The organism is Mycetocola sp. Y171, assembly GCF_056713165.1.
In genome coordinates, this window is sequence record NZ_JBWYGX010000001.1 from 1358089 (window position 1) to 1374484 (window position 16396).

The window sequence follows — 16396 nt, forward strand, 5'->3', positions numbered from 1 at the left end:
CTATTCAGATTCGGTCGGAATTGGTGGGTAGATGAGCGTCATTACCAACGCTGCGGCTTCAGCTGGTGGAACATGCTCCCAAACCCGCAAGACGGTCCAGCCGGCCGCCTCAAGCGCAGATGTGTTCCTAAGGTCGCGTTCCCGGTTCTTCTGGAGCTTTGGGGTCCAATACGACTGGTTCGTTATCGGATCGCGACCATGCTGGGGACACGAATGCCAGAAGCAACCGTCGACGAAGACGGCCACACGTCGGCGGGTAAAGACAATGTCGGGCCGCACTCGGACGCCATCTAGGTCAATCCGAAGGTCGCATCGATACCGAAGACCCGACGCATGGAGGATCGAACGAATCGCGAGCTCCGGTCCAGTGTCACGACGACGATTGGCCTGCATGTTGCGTCGCCGTCCCAGGGTGGGCGGTATCAGGCGTTCGGTTGGAGAGATCATCTAATGGGTCCGTGGTCAGGCTCTAGAGTCAGCTTACTTTGCAGATCCGGTGGCTGACTGAGTTGCGGGACTACGCGAACGCCACCCTCCGCGCCACCCGCTCCGCGAGCTGACGCACCTCCCAGTCCTCGCCGTGGCCGACGCCGTGGATGCCACCCTCGAGCAACGCCGCCAGCCGGCCGGTTCCCACCCGCCACATCAGTGTCGGATGCTCACCGAGCTTCGCCGGCGTCGCATTCACCGCCGCCGGGTCGACATCCACGAACAGGATGCCCGTCAGCCCGGAGACGCCGATAGCATCCGCGAGCTCGGCGACCCGCGCCGCATCGATCCGCGAGCGCTCCAGCAGCGGCTCAACCAGGAAGAGCCCCTGCGGCCCGACGACCAGATGCGACGCATAGAGGTTCGCCTCACCGACGAGCACGTCATGCCAGACCGTGAACTCAGCACTGAGAGACTTCAGCGCCAGCGCGATCCGCTCCTGCGCCAGAGCACGGTCGAGATACGCTCGGGCCTTCGCCGGCGCGACCATCACGGAGTCGAACGCGAACGGCGAGCTCAGGAACGCCTCCGCGTCCTCCGGACGCCGCGCCAGGTCCTCCGCGAACTGCTTCTGCTCCGCCCGATGCTGGCGAACGAGTGCGTGATAGATCTCCCGGTTCCTCGCACGCACCCGGCGCACCTCGGCCCGCGGCCGGCTCGTTGCCAGACGCATCACCGCGATCAGCCCGCCACCGAGGAACGAGAGACTCGCCGCCGAGACGCTGACCGATCGCCAGACCTGCCACACGACATCCGCCGGCAGGGTCCCGGTCAGCGCACCGATCAGCACGAGAACACTGAGAACCGCGACGAACCCGGCCGTCAACTGCAGGAAGACGACACCCCACATATGTAAAAACCTGTCGTGCTCATGCGGGACCCGCGACGGTCTCGGCGGCGCTGCCGGCGGCTGGGGCGACAGCATCCACTCACGGGAGATGTCGAGGTAGCGCGCCCGCGACCGCCCACCAGGATGCCCGTGCACGGTCGCAAAGGTGGGCGTTGCCTTCGCGCTCGGCTGGGCCGTCTGCTGATCCGCGGCTCGCCGCGACGAGGTGCGCTCCCGCCTGGTCCCACCGGTCGGAGCGGATGCAGTCCTCGGCGGAGCGGATGCCTGCGGCATGTACAGGCGGTCGTACTCAGCCCGACGCGCGGTGTTCCCGAGCACCGCCCATGCCGCCTGAACGACCCGGAAGCGCTCGGCCGACCCGCCGACGTCCGGGTGGCTCGTGCGGAGCGCTCGCCGATAGGCCTGCTTCAGCTCCGCGGCCGTCGACGAGCGCGGAGCTCCGAGCACGTCGTAGTGGGTCTCGTGATCCATCCGATCCCCTCGTTCGGCAGCGACACCCAAATCTAGGTTGCGACGGATGCCCGCGGCGAGGCCCCAGTGTGGGGTGCCGGCGACTCCGGCGAGCGGAGGGCTCCCGGGTTCGAGACCGGGAGCCAGCCCGAGGTTCAGTCAGCGTATGCCGACTGGACGTCGAGGACCCACGTCACTCCGAACCGGTCGCTCAGCATCCCGAAGCCGGGAGTCCACGCCGACGCAGCCAGGGGCTCGATGATGGTGGCGCCGTCAGCGAGGGCGTCCCAGTAGCTCGTGACTTCGTCGAGGGATTCGCCTCGAACCGAGAGGAAGAAGGGCTGATCGGTGATTGTCGCGCCGTTCGCACGACGGGTCGACCCGGTGAACTCCTCCGTTCGACCGGGGACGTCGTATGCCATGACCCGGAATCCGTTCTCGGCGATGAGCTGGCCGAAGACGACCTTGCCTGCATCGGGCAGATCCTGGGGCATGCCGAGCTGGCCGTACGTGGTCGCGGAGACCTCGCCCCCGAAAACGCTCTGGTAGAAGTCGAGCGCTGCGCGCGCAGTTCCAGGGAAGTTGAGGTGCGTCGTGGTCGAGATGGTCATCGTGTGTCCTTGTCTTCGGAGGTGTGCGGCGGCGAGGAGGCCGTCGGGACGAGACTGACATCAGTAGCGGACAGATCGAGTCCTCTTCTTTTGCCAGAATGGATGTCATGACCGGAGCTCCCTCACGCATGCTGGCTCTTCTGTCGCTGCTGCAGACTCGGCGAGACTGGCCGGGGCAGGTCCTGGCCGAGCGACTCGAGGTGACCACCCGAACCGTGCGACGCGACGTGGACCGCCTTCGCGAACTGGGGTACCAGATCGGCGCCGTGAAGGGACCGGATGGCGGGTACCGGCTCGCCGCGGGCTCCGAACTGCCGCCTCTGCTCTTCGACGACGACCAGGCGGTGGCCATCGCGGTTGCCCTGCAGAACGTTGCATCGAGCGGCGTCGCCATCGAAGAGGCGGCCGGCCGCGCTCTCGCCACAGTGCGGCAGGTGATGCCGTCGCGGCTCCGCCACCGCGTCGATGGGGTGCAGTTCACCGGCACGGCGAGCCGCGATCAGGTCGACCCCGCAACGCTGGAAGCAGTGAGCGAAGCCGTCAGGCTCAACAAGATTCTTCGCTTCGACTACCGTGACCGGGATACGCCTCCGCGGCGGGTAGAACCGCACGGACTGGTCGCCCGGAACGCCTCGTGGTACCTCGTGGCATGGGACCTCGACCGTGAGGACTGGCGGATCTATCGCCTCGACCGGATGGCGCCCCGCACTCCCGCCGGTCCGTCTTTTGTTCCTCGACCGGTTCCAACAGGGAACGTCGGAACCTTCCTCGCGGCCAGGTCGAAGGGGTCGACGGACGAGGATCGCTGGCCCTGCGTCGGGCAGTTCGAGGTGGCCCTGTCGGTGCGCGAACTCGCACCCTGGCTGCTCGACGGAAAGGTCGAGGCGATCACCGATCGGTCATCGCTCGTCACGGCGGGCTCGTGGTCGTGGACAGGTCTTCTCGCTCACATCCTGCGTCTCGACGCGCCGTTTCGCATCGTCGGGCCTCAGCCGCTCCTTGCCGCGTCGGCGGTGTTGGCCGAGCGGCTCGATCGCTCGCACGGGTGAGGCTTTCGCAGATAGCGGACGCGGACTGTCCGCTTGCTCTGGCATCCTCAGAATTGTGAGCAACGAAGACGACCCGAAGCATCCGCTGATCATCTCCGACATCGACGGATGGCGCGAGTGGCTCGCGAGCAACGAGGGCACGTCTGACGGCATCTGGCTGATGCTCGCGAAGAAGGGCGTCACCAGCCCGACCTCGATCACCTATCAGCTCGCGCTTGAGGAGGCGTTGTGCAGCGGGTGGATCGACGGCCAGCGCAAGTCGTTCGACGCCCACACGTTCCAGCAGCGCTTTACCCCGCGCCGTGCTGCGTCCCTGTGGTCGCAGCGCAACGTCGAGATCGTCGGGCGGCTTCTCAGTGAAGGTCGCCTGCGGGAACGGGGACACGCGGAGATCGCACGCGCGAAAGCCGACGGTCGCTGGGAGCGCGCCTATGCCGGCCAGGCGACGGCGGAGGCCCCGGCCGACCTGGTCGATGCACTCAACGCGGTACCGGCGGCTGAGGCGGAATTCTCCCGCCTCAACCGAGGGGACCGGTTCGTCGCGATGAGTCCGATCCTGACCGCACCGAACCCGGTAACCAGGGCCCGTCGAATTGCCAGCCTGGTCACACGGCTCGCCGGACGTCGTGCCGCGCCAGACTCGCCAGCCTCGCCGTAGTCCCCGGTTGTGCCTCAGAGGGCGACGGATGCTCGTTCGGCCGGGACGCCCGCGGGTCGCCCGCCGAATCCCTTCACGATCAGCCACACCCCGAGCACCAGTTCGAAGAGCCCGCCCGCAATCGAGAGCGGCAGCCCCCAGCCCGCTGCGCCGAGGAGTTCGAGCACCGCTCCGACGAAGAAAACGCCGTATCCGACGAAGCCCCACACGGCGAGGAACCGCGGAACCAACCGCGCCCGGAACAGCAGCGCACAGAAGAACAGACTCGCGAACCCGAGCGCAGCCATCGCGATCTGATAGGCGACATCATTCGCGGCGAGTGCGGAGGTGGCTTGTGTCGCAAGCTCCGTGGCATCCGTGGCGCTGGCCGTCGCCAGCTCACCGCTGAGGCCGACGAGGGAGACGAGGAATCCGATCCCGATGAGGAGGACGACCGACTCGACCAGGCGGCCGCCGAGGTAGATCCGAGCGGTGAGCCTGCTGTGTCGCGCGAGGAGCGGGAACAGCAGCACGCCGATGGTGGCGACGATCACCGAATTGGCGACCATCAGTGCCGCGCCCAGGGTGAATTGCCCGGTGCTCGCTGCGACGCCGGCGAGCGGGTCAGGTGAGGCGAAAACGGATGTCGTGAGGGACGTCCCGATTCCGTAGGCGAGGATCGCGGCGAGAAACAGCATCCCGACGATGCGTGCCCTGGTGCGGTCGGTGAGTGGTCTGCGGGTGGTGCTCATGGTCGTCTTCTTTCGGGTCTGGTTGGAGTGGAGATGGCGTTCACAGCGGAAAGCTGACACCGGTGAGGTCTTCGGATGCCGCCCAGAGGCGGGCGGCGGCGATCGGATCGGAGGCGTCGGCTGAGCGGTCGACGAGGGTGGGCGGGCCCGCGAATCCGCCGCGCCTGCTCGGTCCGGCGTATCCGGCGGCGGGCATCGCGGCTGTCGCCGCGAACAGCGTGGGCGCCGCACCGTCGAGCGCCTTCTGGGCGAACAGCGCGACGACGACTTTGGCGAAGGCGTTGAGCATCACGTTCGTGGAACTCGAGTTGAGGTTCGTCGCCGCCATGCCCGGGTGAGCCGCCGTCGCGAGAACGCTCGACCCCGCCTCGGCCAGACGCCGCTGCAGCTCAAGGGTGAACAAGAGATTCGCGAGCTTCGACTGTGCGTAGCCGGCCGAGCCACCGCCGTAGCGACGGCTGGTGAAGTTGAGGTCATCGAAGTCGATCCGACCCGAGCGGTGCACACTACTGGCGACGGTGACGACCCGGCCGGTGATCTGCGGCAGGAGCAGGTTGGTGAGCGCGAAATGCCCGAGGTGGTTGGTGCCGAACTGCAGTTCGAAGCCTTCGGCCGTGCGGGTGAGAGGTGGCACCATGACGCCGGCGTTGTTGACGAGCAGACGGATGTCGCCGGTCCAGGATGCCGCGAACTCGCGGACCGAGGCGAGGTCGGCCAGATCCAGCCGGCGAACCTCGGTGGAGCCCGCGATCGTTGCCGCGGCATCCCTCCCCTTCTCCTCGTCTCGGACGGCGAGCACGACATGGGCACCGTGGGCGGCGAAGGCGCGCGCCGCTTCGAAGCCGATCCCGCTGTTGCCGCCGGTGACGATGACCGTCGACCCGGTGAGATCGGGCATGCTGGCTTGAGTCCAGGTGTGGGAGGTGGTGAGAGTGCTGGTCATGATCGAGTCCTTTGAGCGGAGCTGCGGCTGTCTCGAATCAGTCGCTCACCATACGGCGTAAGGTGATGTGAGGAAAGCTACCATACGGCGTAAGGCTACGTCTAGACCCCGGCGATTCCACCCTTATCCGACTTGCCACCGAGGCAAGCCATTGCGCCACAACGCTCCCAGGTGACGTAATTGACGTTCAGGGAGGATCCACATGCGCAAGATCGCCGAGAACTGCTTCCAGTTGGAGAGATCGACGGGAGCGAACGGCTACGTCGTGCGCGGTGAGGGGCGTACTGCGGTCATCGACCCCGGCATGGACTCCGGCTTCGAGGCAGTGCTCGCCGAACTCCGCGACGCTGAGTCCCGCACCGGGGCCGTCACCGACATCCTGCTGACCCACTACGACGTCGACCACGCGCAGGTCGTCAAACGACTGCAACTGGCGCTCCAGGTCCCGGTCTGGATCAGCACAGCGGATGCCGCGATCCTCCGCGGCGACGTCCGCCCGCCGACCGCTCTGCGCCGTTTCATCAACAGGATCGCCCACTCGGACTGCCCGGGCGGTGTGGTCGAGATCACAGGTACGCTCGAGATCTTCCCCGGCCTCCTGGCGTTTCCCACACCGGGCCACACGCCGGGACACGTCGGGTACCGCTGGCACGATGTGCTGTTCACGGGGGATGCCGTCCGGGTCACCAGGGAGGGCGACCTGAAGCAGTTCTACCGCGTGATCATCAGCGACAAGCCGATGGCGAAGACGACCGAGAAGCTGCTGCGCGAGCGGATCAAGGCGGAGGAGATCGAGTGGGTCTGCGCCGGCCACAACCCGCCGACGCGCTGGATCGGTGGCGCCGCCGAGTGGTGACCGTCCGAGGTGTATGCGGCCGCGCATCACCAGCCGAGCAGAGCGAGTACTCCGGTCGCGGCTATCGCCACAGAACCCGTCCACAGGACGATCGCGACGATCTGCCAGAGGATGACCCACTCCTTGCGCACTCCGGACGCGACGAAGAATGCGGCGGTCAGCATGGTCGGCAGGGCGAGCGGCGCAAGAAGACTCGCGCCCGGTACGCCGAACTTGACCAGCCAGCGCCGCAGTTTGGCCTGACCCTTGGATGGGCGAGCCGCGTCGGCATTCTCCTCTGATCCGACAGCGGTGCGGGGGATCTCTTCGGTCGTCAGTGTGGCGGTGCCCGTGGTGGCGATCGACGAGGTGACGAGACCCGATCCCGCACGTTCTGCGGCGACCTCCGTCGCCGTCGTGCGAGCTGCGCGTCGCCTGACGGCACCGCTGCGGATGCGTGAACCCAGCAGCACCACGGCGATCACGCACAGCACGTTGCCTGCGATCGCGGCAAGCGCAGCGACGATCGGGTTGATGCCGGCGATGATGCCGAGCGCTGCCGCTCCCTCGCCCTCGACATAGGGGATCGCGGCGGCGACCGCGACCATCAGCGGCTGGAGGATGTCTGGAACCTGGTTGATGAAGTCCTGCAGCCAGTCGTATGGATTGTTCATAGCTCTTCTCTTCGAATCGGATGCCGCTCGAATGGGAGGCCGCCGAGCGGCCCGATCCTGCGGACGTGATGGCACTCAGCTAAGACCGTGTTCTCAGAACAGGGTCAAGCGCGGGGTCTGCGAAATGGTTTTTTCGCACCACCCTTGACCCTGTTCCGGGAACACAGTCTTGAATGGGAAGGGCAGGATGAAATCGTCACTGCACCAGGGAGAGGAGGCGACAGCGATGGCATGGAGCACACGCGAAGTGGCAGACCTCGCCGGGACCACCGTCAACACGGTCCGGCACTATCACCGGGCCGGGCTGCTCGACGAGCCCGAGCGCATGTCGAACGGATACAAGCAGTACCGCGCTCGCCACCTCGTGCGCCTGCTGCAGATCCGCCGGCTCCGCGATCTCGGTGTTCCCCTCGCGCAGATCGAGGCAGTCGGGGTCGCCAACAGCGCGGATGCCGCTCCGGCGCTGAGAGCGATCGATGCCGACCTCACCGCCAGCATCGAACGGTTACAGCGTGCACGAGCCGAGATCCGGGCGATCCTCGCAGGATCGACGGTGACCAACGTCCCGGCTGGGTTCGAAGACATCGCGGGCAAACTGTCCGACCCTGACCGGTCCCTGATGCTCGTCTATTCGCAGCTCTACGACGAGTCGGCCATGTCTGATCTCAAGCAGATGATCGAGGCGGATCCCGATGTCGCGAGCGTCGAGTTCGACGCGCTCACGCCTGACGCCAGCGACGCCACCCGGCAACGCATCGCCGAATCGCTTGCGCCTCAACTCGCCAAGCATCTCGCGGACTATCCCTGGCTGACACAGCAAACCGAGCATCTGTCCAAGAGTTTGAGAGTGGCGCAGGAGACATTCCTCGCGACGATCACCGAGCTGTACAACGAGGCGCAACTCGACGTGCTCGGGCGCGCGAGCATCCTCGCGGTACCGCCCCCGGACGCGGATGCCGCGGATGCCGCGTCTTCCGACGACGACACCGAACGCTGAAGGACCCGGGGAACCCGTCAGGCACCACTGAGCGGATGTCGTCGGACCCACTATGACGCCGCGTTACGCCCCACGCTACGAAGTGTGACCGACGACCTGTTGCGCGTGTCCGGCTCGACCATAGAGTCCTTCACTACCAACCGGTGCCACGCCTCGACCTCCACGGTCGGCGTCTACTCCAGTCACACGAGAGCCCATTCGCATGTCACGAATCCCCGCAAAACTTCTGTCTGCCGTAACCGTCGGTGTGCTCGCCACCCTCGCGCTGACCGCGTGCGCCGGTGGCGCAGAAGGCCCAGCAGACGACGCCAAGCGCGTCGACGGCGGCACCATCGAATACGCCCACCAGCAGGAACCGGCCTGCGTCTTCGGCGGCTGGATCGAACAGGCGTACCTGAGCTACCAGGTGCTCGACAACCTCACCTCACTCGACAAGGACGGCAAGGCCGTGTCGTGGCTCGCCGAGGAGTGGAGCCCGTCAGACGACGGCCTCACCTGGACCTTCACTCTCAAGGACGACGTCAAGTTCACCGACGGCAGCGACCTCACCGCCGAAGCCGTCGCGTACAACTTCGACTACTGGGTCGCCGGCGGCAACTCCACCGCAAAGGTCTGGCTCGACGGCTACTACGACTCGGCAGAGGCCATCGACGAGAAGACCGTCGCCGTGCACCTCAAGGCTCCGTACCCGCGCCTCGCCGACAACCTCTCGCAGAGCTACTTCGCGATCCAGTCGCAGGAGGCACTGGAGACCCGCACCGAGGAAGAGAACTGCGAAGCCCCGATCGGAACAGGTGCCTTCATCGTCAAGGAGTGGAACCGCGGCGAGAACATCGTCCTCACCCGCAACGATGACTACACCTCCTGGCCCGCTGACGCGAAGCACGAAGGCCCGGCATACGTCGAAGAGATCAACTGGCGCTTCGTCGCTGACGGAACCACCCGCACCTCGGCGCTCCGCGCAGACGAGGTCGACGCGCTCTACGACGTGCCCGCCATCGAGTGGGCCGGACTCGAGACCGAGGGCTTCAACCTCGCCAAGTACGTCACCCCCGGGCGACCGCAGCAGCTGAGCTTCAACACCGTCGAGGGCCCGTTCGTCGACGAGAACGTCCGCAAGGCGTTCGCATACAGCCTCGACCGCGAAACCCTCGTCGACACCATCGGCAAGGGCGTCATCCCGTTCGAAGGTAACGGCGGAGTCAGCCAGACGACCCCCGGATACAGCCAGAAGGCAGCGGATGCCTACGACTACGACATCGACAAGGCCAACGAGCTTCTCGACGAGGCCGGCTGGACCGAGAAGGATGCCGACGGCTACCGCTCGAAAGACGGCGAGACGCTCGACATCGTTCTCCCCTACGGCGCCGGATCGATCATCAACGCCGAAGGAGCATCCATTCTCCAGGGCGTCCAGGAACAGGCGAAAGCTGCCGGCTTCAAGGTCGAGCTGATTCCGGTGCCGCAGAGCGAGTTCTTCTCCGGGGCGTACTCCACGCCGGAGGAGCGGGACATCTCCGCCGGCTACTGGACTGCCGTGACCGCAGGCATCCTGCACATCAACTGGCGCCAGAACCTGCCGGAGAGCCCGAACTACAACAACTCCGCGTTCTACAACAGCACGGAACTCGAGGAGCTCATCCTCGCGGCCAACTCCGAAAGTGATCTCGACGCCCAGAACGCGCTCTACGCCCAGGCACAGGAGTACATCGCCGACCACGCACTCGCCATCGGCCTGTACGACAGGCTGTCGACCCTCGCCGTGTCCCCGTACCTCAAGGATGTCTGGCAGGAGAACGCGCAGGGAGGACCGGTGTTCCATGACGCTTACTTCGTCGAGTAATCCCGAAACGGACGACGCGACCACCGCGGCCGCTGACGCTCAGGCGTCGGCGGCCCGGCGGCGGTCGCGCAACCGCCTGCTCGTGAGGCGGTTCGTCGAAAAAGTTCTCGGCGCCGTCATCGTGCTGTTCGGTGCGGCCACCGCCGCGTTCCTCGCCCAGGCGGCCCTTCCGGGCGACCGGGCCACCGTCATCCTCAACACCCGCGCCGGCCAGGCGATCCAGCGCACGCCAGAAGAGCTCGCGCAGATCAACGAGCAGTACGGTCTGCTGAACCCCATCGTCGTGCAGTACTTCGACTACATGAAGGCGCTCGTCACCGGCAACCTCGGTATGTCGTACCAGCAGTACCGGCCGGTCTCGACGATCATCCTCGAGCAGATCGGCCCGACCCTCGTCCTGACCCTCACCGCCATCGCGCTGTCGTGGCTCATCATGGTCGTCTGGATCGTCCTCACCGCCGGACGCGGCCCGAAGACCAGCTCCTTCGGCGCGATCGTCGACACGACGACGGCAGGACTGCCGCACTACTGGCTCGCCATCCTGCTGCTGCTCGTCTTCTCGCTCAGCCTCGGCTGGTTCCCCGTGATCAGCGGGTCGAACCCGGCCGGACTCCTGCTCCCCGCCCTCACCCTCGCCATCCCGCTGGCCGGGTTCATGAGCCAGGCCACCCGCACCGAATTCGAGAAGTCGCTGGAACAGCCGTTCGTCATCTCGGCACGGATGCGCGGAATGGGCGACCTCGGCGTTCGACTGCACCACGTTCTCCGGCACTCGGTGCTCCCCGCCGTGACCCTGTCGGGCTGGGCGCTCGGCGCCACCATCTCCGGCGCGGTCGTCGTCGAGACCGTGTTCTCCCGGGCAGGCATCGGGCGGGTGCTCGTCACCGCCGTCGCCACCCAGGACCTGCCCATCGTCACCGGAGTCGTCGTACTCATCGCCGCGCTCTACGTCGTCGCCAACCTCCTGGTCGACCTCGTCTACGTGCTGATCGATCCGAGGTTGAAGAACTCATGACCCTGCAGCAGAAAGTCCCCGTCACCCCGCCGGCCGCTCGCGGTCGCAAACGGGCTGTCGTCCCGCTCGGCCTCGGTGTCGCGCTCGCGGCGCTGCTCTTCTTCGTCGTCGCGATGCTCGCACCCCAGGTGCTCGCCACCCACGACCCGTACGCGCTCGACCTGGCGAACTCGCTCCAGCCGCCGTCGCTCTCGCACTGGTTCGGCACAGACGAATCCGGCCGCGACCTCTACAGCCGTGTCATCTGGGGCACCCGCGAATCCCTCCTCATCGGAATCGGGGCGACGGCGGTCAGCCTCACCATCGCCCTGATCCTCGGCTCGATCGCCGCCCTCTCCGGCAAGTACCTCGCCGGCACGGTGAACCGGGTCATCGAAGTGCTGTTCGCCTTCCCGACCCTCCTGCTCGCGCTGCTGCTCGTCGCGGTGATCGGACCGTCCGCGTTCTCGCAGGTCTTCGCCGTCGGCGTCGGAACGTCACCCGGCTACGCCCGGATGATCCGCGGCCAGATCCTCTCCGCGAAGACGTCCGGCTACGTCGAGGCCGCGACAGCGCTCGGCCACAGCCGCGGACGCATCCTCCGCCACCACATCATCCCGAACGCCATCCGCCCCCTCGTGGCGATCATCGCCCTCTCGGTCGGCCAGTCCATCGTCTGGGCGTCGAGCCTCGCGTTCCTCGGCCTCGGCGTCGCGCCGCCATCGCCGGAGTGGGGCGCCCTGCTCGACGCCGGCCGCCAGTACATCACCTCGGCCCCGTGGCTCACGGTCATCCCCGGCCTCGTCATCGTCGCCCTCGCGATCGCGGCGACCACACTCGGCAAGCACATTCAGGCCTCCCTCGAGAAGGGTGAGAAATGACCGACCTGCTCCCATCACAGCGAACGGATGCCGCCGGCATCCCCGCGACGGAACAGCCGCGCCTGTCCGTCCACAACCTCAACGTCGGATTCACCCGCGGCGGTCAGTTCCACAAGGTCGTGAAGGATGTCTCCTTCGACCTGTACAGCGGGCAGTGCATCGCGATCGTCGGTGAATCCGGGTCGGGCAAGAGCGTCACCGCCCGCACGATCGTGGGCCTCACCGGCCGCAACTCCACGGTCGACTCGACCGCGCTCACTCTCGACGACGAAGACCTCACCACCGTCGCGTCGAAGCGCTGGCGTCAGATCCGCGGGCGCCGCATCGGCTTCATCCTGCAGGATGCCCTCGTCTCGCTCGACCCGCTCCGCCCGGTCGGCAAGGAGATCGAGGAGGCGCTCAAGCTGCACGGCTGGGGCGACCGGTCCAGCCGTAAACGCAAGGTGGTCGAACTGCTCGACTCCGTCGGCGTTCCCCTTCCAGCGCAGCGCGCACGGCAACGGCCGGACGAACTCTCCGGTGGACTTCGCCAGCGTGCGCTCATCGCATCCGCTCTCGCCCTCGACCCTGAGATCATCATCGCCGACGAGCCCACGACGGCTCTCGACGTGACCGTGCAGGCTCAGGTTCTGTCGCTCCTCGCCGACACGAAACAGCGGGGCGTCTCGATCATCCTCATCAGTCACGACCTGTCGGTGGTCTCGCACCTCGCCGATCACATCCTCGTGATGAAGGGCGGCGTTGTCGTCGAAAGCGGGGCGGCTCAGCAGGTGCTCACCGACCCGCAGCACGAGTACACGAAGAGCCTCATCGGTGCCGTGCCAGGCGAGCACACCCGTGGCCGTCGGCTCGGTCCGGAGCTCGACATCGTCGCGACAGCACATCCTGCCGTTTTCGCTGAGGAGTTCGCCGACTACGCCGGCCCGGTGCTCGAGGCGAGGAATCTCGTCAAGCGGTTCCGGTCGCCGGACGGCAGCCTGTCGACGGCCGTTCACGACGTGTCGTTCGAGCTGGAGCCGGGAACGACCCTCGGGATCGTGGGCGAATCAGGCTCAGGGAAGAGCACGACCGCCAGGATCGCCCTGGCGCTGACCGAGGCGGACGAGGGATCCGTCACCCTCCTCGGCCGGGAGTGGACGTCGATCAAGGAGACCCAGCGGCGCAAGCTGCGCAAACGGATCTCGGTGGTCTACCAGGACCCGCTGAGCTCGTTCGACCCGCGCTGGAACACCGAGCGCATCCTCCTCGACGCCGTCACAGACGAAGAGCCCCGCACCACGGCCGAGAAGAAGGCGCGCGTCCACGAACTGATCCGGCAGGTGGGGTTGACGGATGACATCCTTCCGCGCTTCCCGCTGCAGCTCTCCGGCGGGCAGCGCCAGAGGGTCGCGATCGCGCGTGCCCTGGCCCCTTCACCGTCGGTGATCGTTCTCGACGAGGCCGTCTCGGCGCTGGATGTCTCCATCCAGGCGCAGATCCTCGACCTGCTCGTCGAACTGCAGAAGCAGATCGGCCTCAGCTACCTGTTCATCTCACACGACCTGGGCGTGATCAGCCACATCAGCGACAAGGTCCTCGTCATGAAGGACGGGGCCGTTGTGGAACGCGGAACCGCAGACGACGTCTTCAACCGCCCGCAGCATCCGTACACGCAGCAGCTCGTCGCTTCGCTGCCGACCCTCGACTAATAACACCCTCAGATTCAGGAGAGTCTCGTGCCCAAGCCCCTTCATTTCAACGCGTTCGTGATGAACACCGGATCGCACATCCACCACGGCCAGTGGCGCCGGCCGGATGCGCGCCAGACCGAGTTCAACGATGTTCACACCTGGATCCACCTGGCCAAGCTGCTCGAGGCCGCGAAGTTCGATGCGATGTTCTTCGCCGACGTCACCGGACTGTACGGGGATTCGGATGCCGACTTCGACGTCTACGTGCATGAAGGACTGCAGATCCCCAGCAACGACCCGACCGTGCTGCTCAGCGCGCTCGCCGTCAACACCGAGCACATCGGACTCGCGCTGACGTCGAACGTGGTGCAGAGCCACCCGTTCCAGTTCGCGCGGCAGGTGTCGACGCTCGACCACATCTCGAACGGGCGGATCGCCTGGAACGTGGTGACCGGGATGCAGAACAACGGGGCACGCAACTTCGGGCAGACCCAGCTCACCGACCACAACGAACGCTACGAGTGGGCGGAAGAGTACGTCGACGTGACCTACAAGCTGTGGGAGGGCTCGTGGGATGAAGGCGCTCTGCTGAAGGACAAGGAAGGGTCGTCGTTCTCGGACCCGTCGAAGATCCACAAGATCTACCACCAGGGCAAGCGGTACAGCGTCGAAGGGCCTCACCTTCCCTCCCCGTCGCCGCAGCGGACGCCGGTTCTCTACCAGGCCGGATCGTCGGCATCCGGTCGCGGGTTCGCGGCCCGCAACGCGGAGGCCGTGTTCATCATCGCGCCGAGCCCTGCCGTTGCCGCCGAGCAGATCGCCGAGACGCGCGCGCTCGCCGTCTCGCACGGACGCAACGCCGACGACATCAAATTCTTCCAGGGTCTCAGCTTCGTGATCGGAGACACTGAGGAAGAAGCGCAGGCGAAGGCGGTCGAGTACGAGAAGTACGTGAGCGTCGACGGCTACCTCGCGCACATGGCCGTCGTCGACAAGAACGGTCGCGTGTACGACCCGTCGACCCCGCTCAAGGATGTCGACACGAACGGAGCCCGGGGCTTCCTCGAGTGGACGTCGCGTTACATCACCGACCGGGAACCGGTGGTCGGTGACCTCGGGATACTGCAGGCGCGAAACACGCGGCTGGTCGGGACGCCGTCACAGATTGCTGACCAGATCGAGGTCTGGCAGGCGGCAGGCGTCGACGGTATCAACGTCATCAACTGGGTGATCCCGGGGTCGTTCGAGGAGTTCGCCGACAAGGTGCTGCCGGTGCTGCGTGAACGTGGGCTCGCGCAGTCGGAGTACTCCGAGGGTCCGCTGCGGCAGAAGCTGTTCGGGGAGCCTCGTCTCAACGAGCGTCACCCGGCCGCACGTTACCGAGGGGCGTTCGCGGTGCCGGCGCCGGCGTTGGTCGAGTAGCGGAGCCCGTACACGTACTCACTCGTTGCGGTCGTACTCACGTGTTGCACCAGGTGAGTACGACCGGAACAGGTGAGTAGACGCCCCCTTTCTCGTCGGCGTGCGCAGAAAGTACTCTGTCGCTGGCCTTCGTGCTCGGGACGTTCGTGCCGGCGTGGATTACTGGGCGTTGCTTCTCCTGCTGTTGTCGGGTCCGGTTGGCGTTCTGCTTGATCGGCGTGCGGCGCGGTAGCGGATTTGCACCCAATCATGGTGACAAACCGCGGAATTCCGGGGGTGAGGCCGCCGCCGCGTGAGGCGCTGGCCCTAGAGTGCGAAGGACGCGCCGCACCGGCTCGTGGGGGGTGGTGCGACTGACGTCGGCCGACTCCTTTCACAGCACCACATTCTGGAGTTTCATGACCGACCCCAACGGCGTTTCGCCGGCGCCGGAGCCCTATCAGCACGCTTCGTCTGAATACGGTCAGCCGCAGCGCGGCTACACGCCGGTTGCTCCCGTCGGAGAAGGCAAGTCATTCATCGCCACCTGGCTCCTGGCCTGGCTTCTGGGCGTCTGGGGCGTCGACCGCTTCTACCTGGGCAAGGTGGGAACGGGTCTGCTCAAGCTCTTTACCCTCGGCGGACTGGGGCTTTGGGTTCTCATCGACCTGATCCTGGTGCTCGTCGGCGCAACGCGAGACAAGCGTGGGCGCCCGCTCGTCGGGTACGACCAGAACAAGAAGGTCGCCTGGATCGTCACAGCGATCGTGATCGTGCTGGGGACCATCACCGGAAGTATCAGCGGCTTCACCGCGGGTCTCGCGGCCGCGACCAGCGTCGCCGCGGCCGTCGCCGAAGACAATGCTCCTGCCCAGGTTCCTGTCGAAGACGACATCGCCCAGGACGAGGAGGTCGTCGACGCGGCACAGCCGTCGGTTGTGGAGGATCCAAGCACCTACACGGAGATCTCTGCGGAGGACTACGCAGTCCTGGTCGAGGACCCCGACGCGGCCTACGGACAGAACTTCATCGTCTACGGCAACATCTGGCAGTTCGATGACGCGAGCGGTCCGTGTTCGTTCCTCGCCGCCACCGCCCCGACTGTTATGGCAACCGTGTGGGACTACCCGACAGACGTGATGGTCTTCGGTGGCGACGCCACGTACAACTGCCCCGTGCTGGATGCGGTCGTCGAAGGCGACACGGTGAAGATGTGGGTTGGGAACTCTGGAAGCTACAGCTACGAAACTGAAGCGGCGGAAACCGTGACTGTCCCATTCTTCGAGGTGCGCAAGATCGAGGTGCTGTAGTTCGCCACCC

16 protein-coding genes are annotated in these 16396 nt (G+C 66.2%); 10 read left to right on the forward strand and 6 right to left on the reverse strand.

Going from position 1 to position 16396, the window contains the following annotated elements:
- The 3 genes from AC1M2K_RS06515 to AC1M2K_RS06525 all read right to left on the reverse strand — a co-directional run bounded on the left by AC1M2K_RS06515 (position 1) and on the right by AC1M2K_RS06525 (position 2400).
- Positions 1–447, reverse strand: coding sequence for a very short patch repair endonuclease (locus tag AC1M2K_RS06515; protein ID WP_480240310.1), 447 nt, complete (start codon positions 445–447; stop codon positions 1–3).
- Positions 448–517: 70 nt separating this feature from the next.
- Positions 518–1810, reverse strand: coding sequence for a J domain-containing protein (locus AC1M2K_RS06520; protein WP_480240311.1), 1293 nt, complete (start codon positions 1808–1810; stop codon positions 518–520).
- Between the two features lie 134 nt (positions 1811–1944).
- Positions 1945–2400 (reverse strand): VOC family protein, encoded by a 456-nt coding sequence (locus tag AC1M2K_RS06525; RefSeq protein ID WP_480240312.1) that lies wholly within the window; start codon positions 2398–2400, stop codon positions 1945–1947.
- Positions 2401–2507: 107 nt separating this feature from the next.
- Between AC1M2K_RS06525 and AC1M2K_RS06530 the strand changes: the two genes are divergently transcribed.
- Positions 2508–3449 carry a helix-turn-helix transcriptional regulator gene (locus AC1M2K_RS06530; protein WP_480240313.1) on the forward strand — a complete coding sequence of 314 codons (942 nt, stop codon included), beginning with the start codon at positions 2508–2510 and terminating at the stop codon, positions 3447–3449.
- 55 nt (positions 3450–3504) lie between these two features.
- A complete protein-coding gene (locus tag AC1M2K_RS06535) occupies positions 3505–4107 on the forward strand; it encodes a YdeI/OmpD-associated family protein (protein WP_480240314.1) in 603 nt (200 codons plus the stop codon).
- A 14-nt stretch (positions 4108–4121) separates the two neighbouring features.
- Here AC1M2K_RS06535 and AC1M2K_RS06540 read toward each other — a convergent pair whose 3' ends face one another.
- Both AC1M2K_RS06540 and AC1M2K_RS06545 read right to left on the reverse strand, forming a co-directional pair.
- Positions 4122–4838 (reverse strand): DUF4386 domain-containing protein, encoded by a 717-nt coding sequence (locus AC1M2K_RS06540; RefSeq protein ID WP_480240315.1) that lies wholly within the window; start codon positions 4836–4838, stop codon positions 4122–4124.
- A 40-nt stretch (positions 4839–4878) separates the two neighbouring features.
- Positions 4879–5781: an oxidoreductase gene (locus tag AC1M2K_RS06545; RefSeq protein ID WP_480240316.1), complete on the reverse strand. Its 903-nt coding sequence runs from the start codon at positions 5779–5781 to the stop codon at positions 4879–4881.
- A 202-nt stretch (positions 5782–5983) separates the two neighbouring features.
- On the opposite strand from AC1M2K_RS06545, the gene AC1M2K_RS06550 reads away from it, so the two are divergent.
- Complete coding sequence (locus tag AC1M2K_RS06550; RefSeq protein WP_480240317.1) at positions 5984–6637, forward strand: MBL fold metallo-hydrolase; 654 nt, start codon at positions 5984–5986, stop codon at positions 6635–6637.
- 26 nt (positions 6638–6663) lie between these two features.
- On the opposite strand, the gene AC1M2K_RS06555 is transcribed toward AC1M2K_RS06550, so the two are convergent.
- Entirely contained in the window at positions 6664–7290 is a 627-nt protein-coding gene (locus AC1M2K_RS06555) for a small multidrug efflux protein (protein WP_480240318.1), read from the reverse strand.
- 226 nt (positions 7291–7516) lie between these two features.
- On the opposite strand from AC1M2K_RS06555, the gene AC1M2K_RS06560 reads away from it, so the two are divergent.
- The 7 genes from AC1M2K_RS06560 to AC1M2K_RS06590 all read left to right on the forward strand — a co-directional run bounded on the left by AC1M2K_RS06560 (position 7517) and on the right by AC1M2K_RS06590 (position 16386).
- The gene (locus AC1M2K_RS06560; RefSeq protein ID WP_480240319.1) at positions 7517–8287 is read left to right on the forward strand and encodes a MerR family transcriptional regulator; all 771 of its coding nucleotides are present in this window, start codon (positions 7517–7519) and stop codon (positions 8285–8287) included.
- Positions 8288–8489: 202 nt separating this feature from the next.
- Positions 8490–10130, forward strand: coding sequence for an ABC transporter substrate-binding protein (locus AC1M2K_RS06565; protein WP_480240320.1), 1641 nt, complete (start codon positions 8490–8492; stop codon positions 10128–10130).
- Positions 10108–11145, forward strand: a complete 1038-nt coding sequence (locus AC1M2K_RS06570) for an ABC transporter permease (RefSeq protein ID WP_480240321.1) — start codon at positions 10108–10110, stop codon at positions 11143–11145. Before AC1M2K_RS06565 ends, AC1M2K_RS06570 begins: the two co-directional genes overlap by 23 nt.
- Positions 11142–12005: an ABC transporter permease gene (locus AC1M2K_RS06575; protein ID WP_480240322.1), complete on the forward strand. Its 864-nt coding sequence runs from the start codon at positions 11142–11144 to the stop codon at positions 12003–12005. The genes AC1M2K_RS06570 and AC1M2K_RS06575 overlap by 4 nt, the downstream gene beginning before the upstream one ends.
- Complete coding sequence (locus AC1M2K_RS06580; RefSeq protein ID WP_480240323.1) at positions 12002–13693, forward strand: dipeptide ABC transporter ATP-binding protein; 1692 nt, start codon at positions 12002–12004, stop codon at positions 13691–13693. The genes AC1M2K_RS06575 and AC1M2K_RS06580 overlap by 4 nt, the downstream gene beginning before the upstream one ends.
- 27 nt (positions 13694–13720) lie before the next feature.
- A complete protein-coding gene (locus AC1M2K_RS06585) occupies positions 13721–15097 on the forward strand; it encodes an LLM class flavin-dependent oxidoreductase (RefSeq protein ID WP_480240324.1) in 1377 nt (458 codons plus the stop codon).
- Between the two features lie 398 nt (positions 15098–15495).
- Complete coding sequence (locus AC1M2K_RS06590) at positions 15496–16386, forward strand: TM2 domain-containing protein (protein ID WP_480240325.1); 891 nt, start codon at positions 15496–15498, stop codon at positions 16384–16386.
- Positions 16387–16396: the final 10 nt, after the last annotated feature.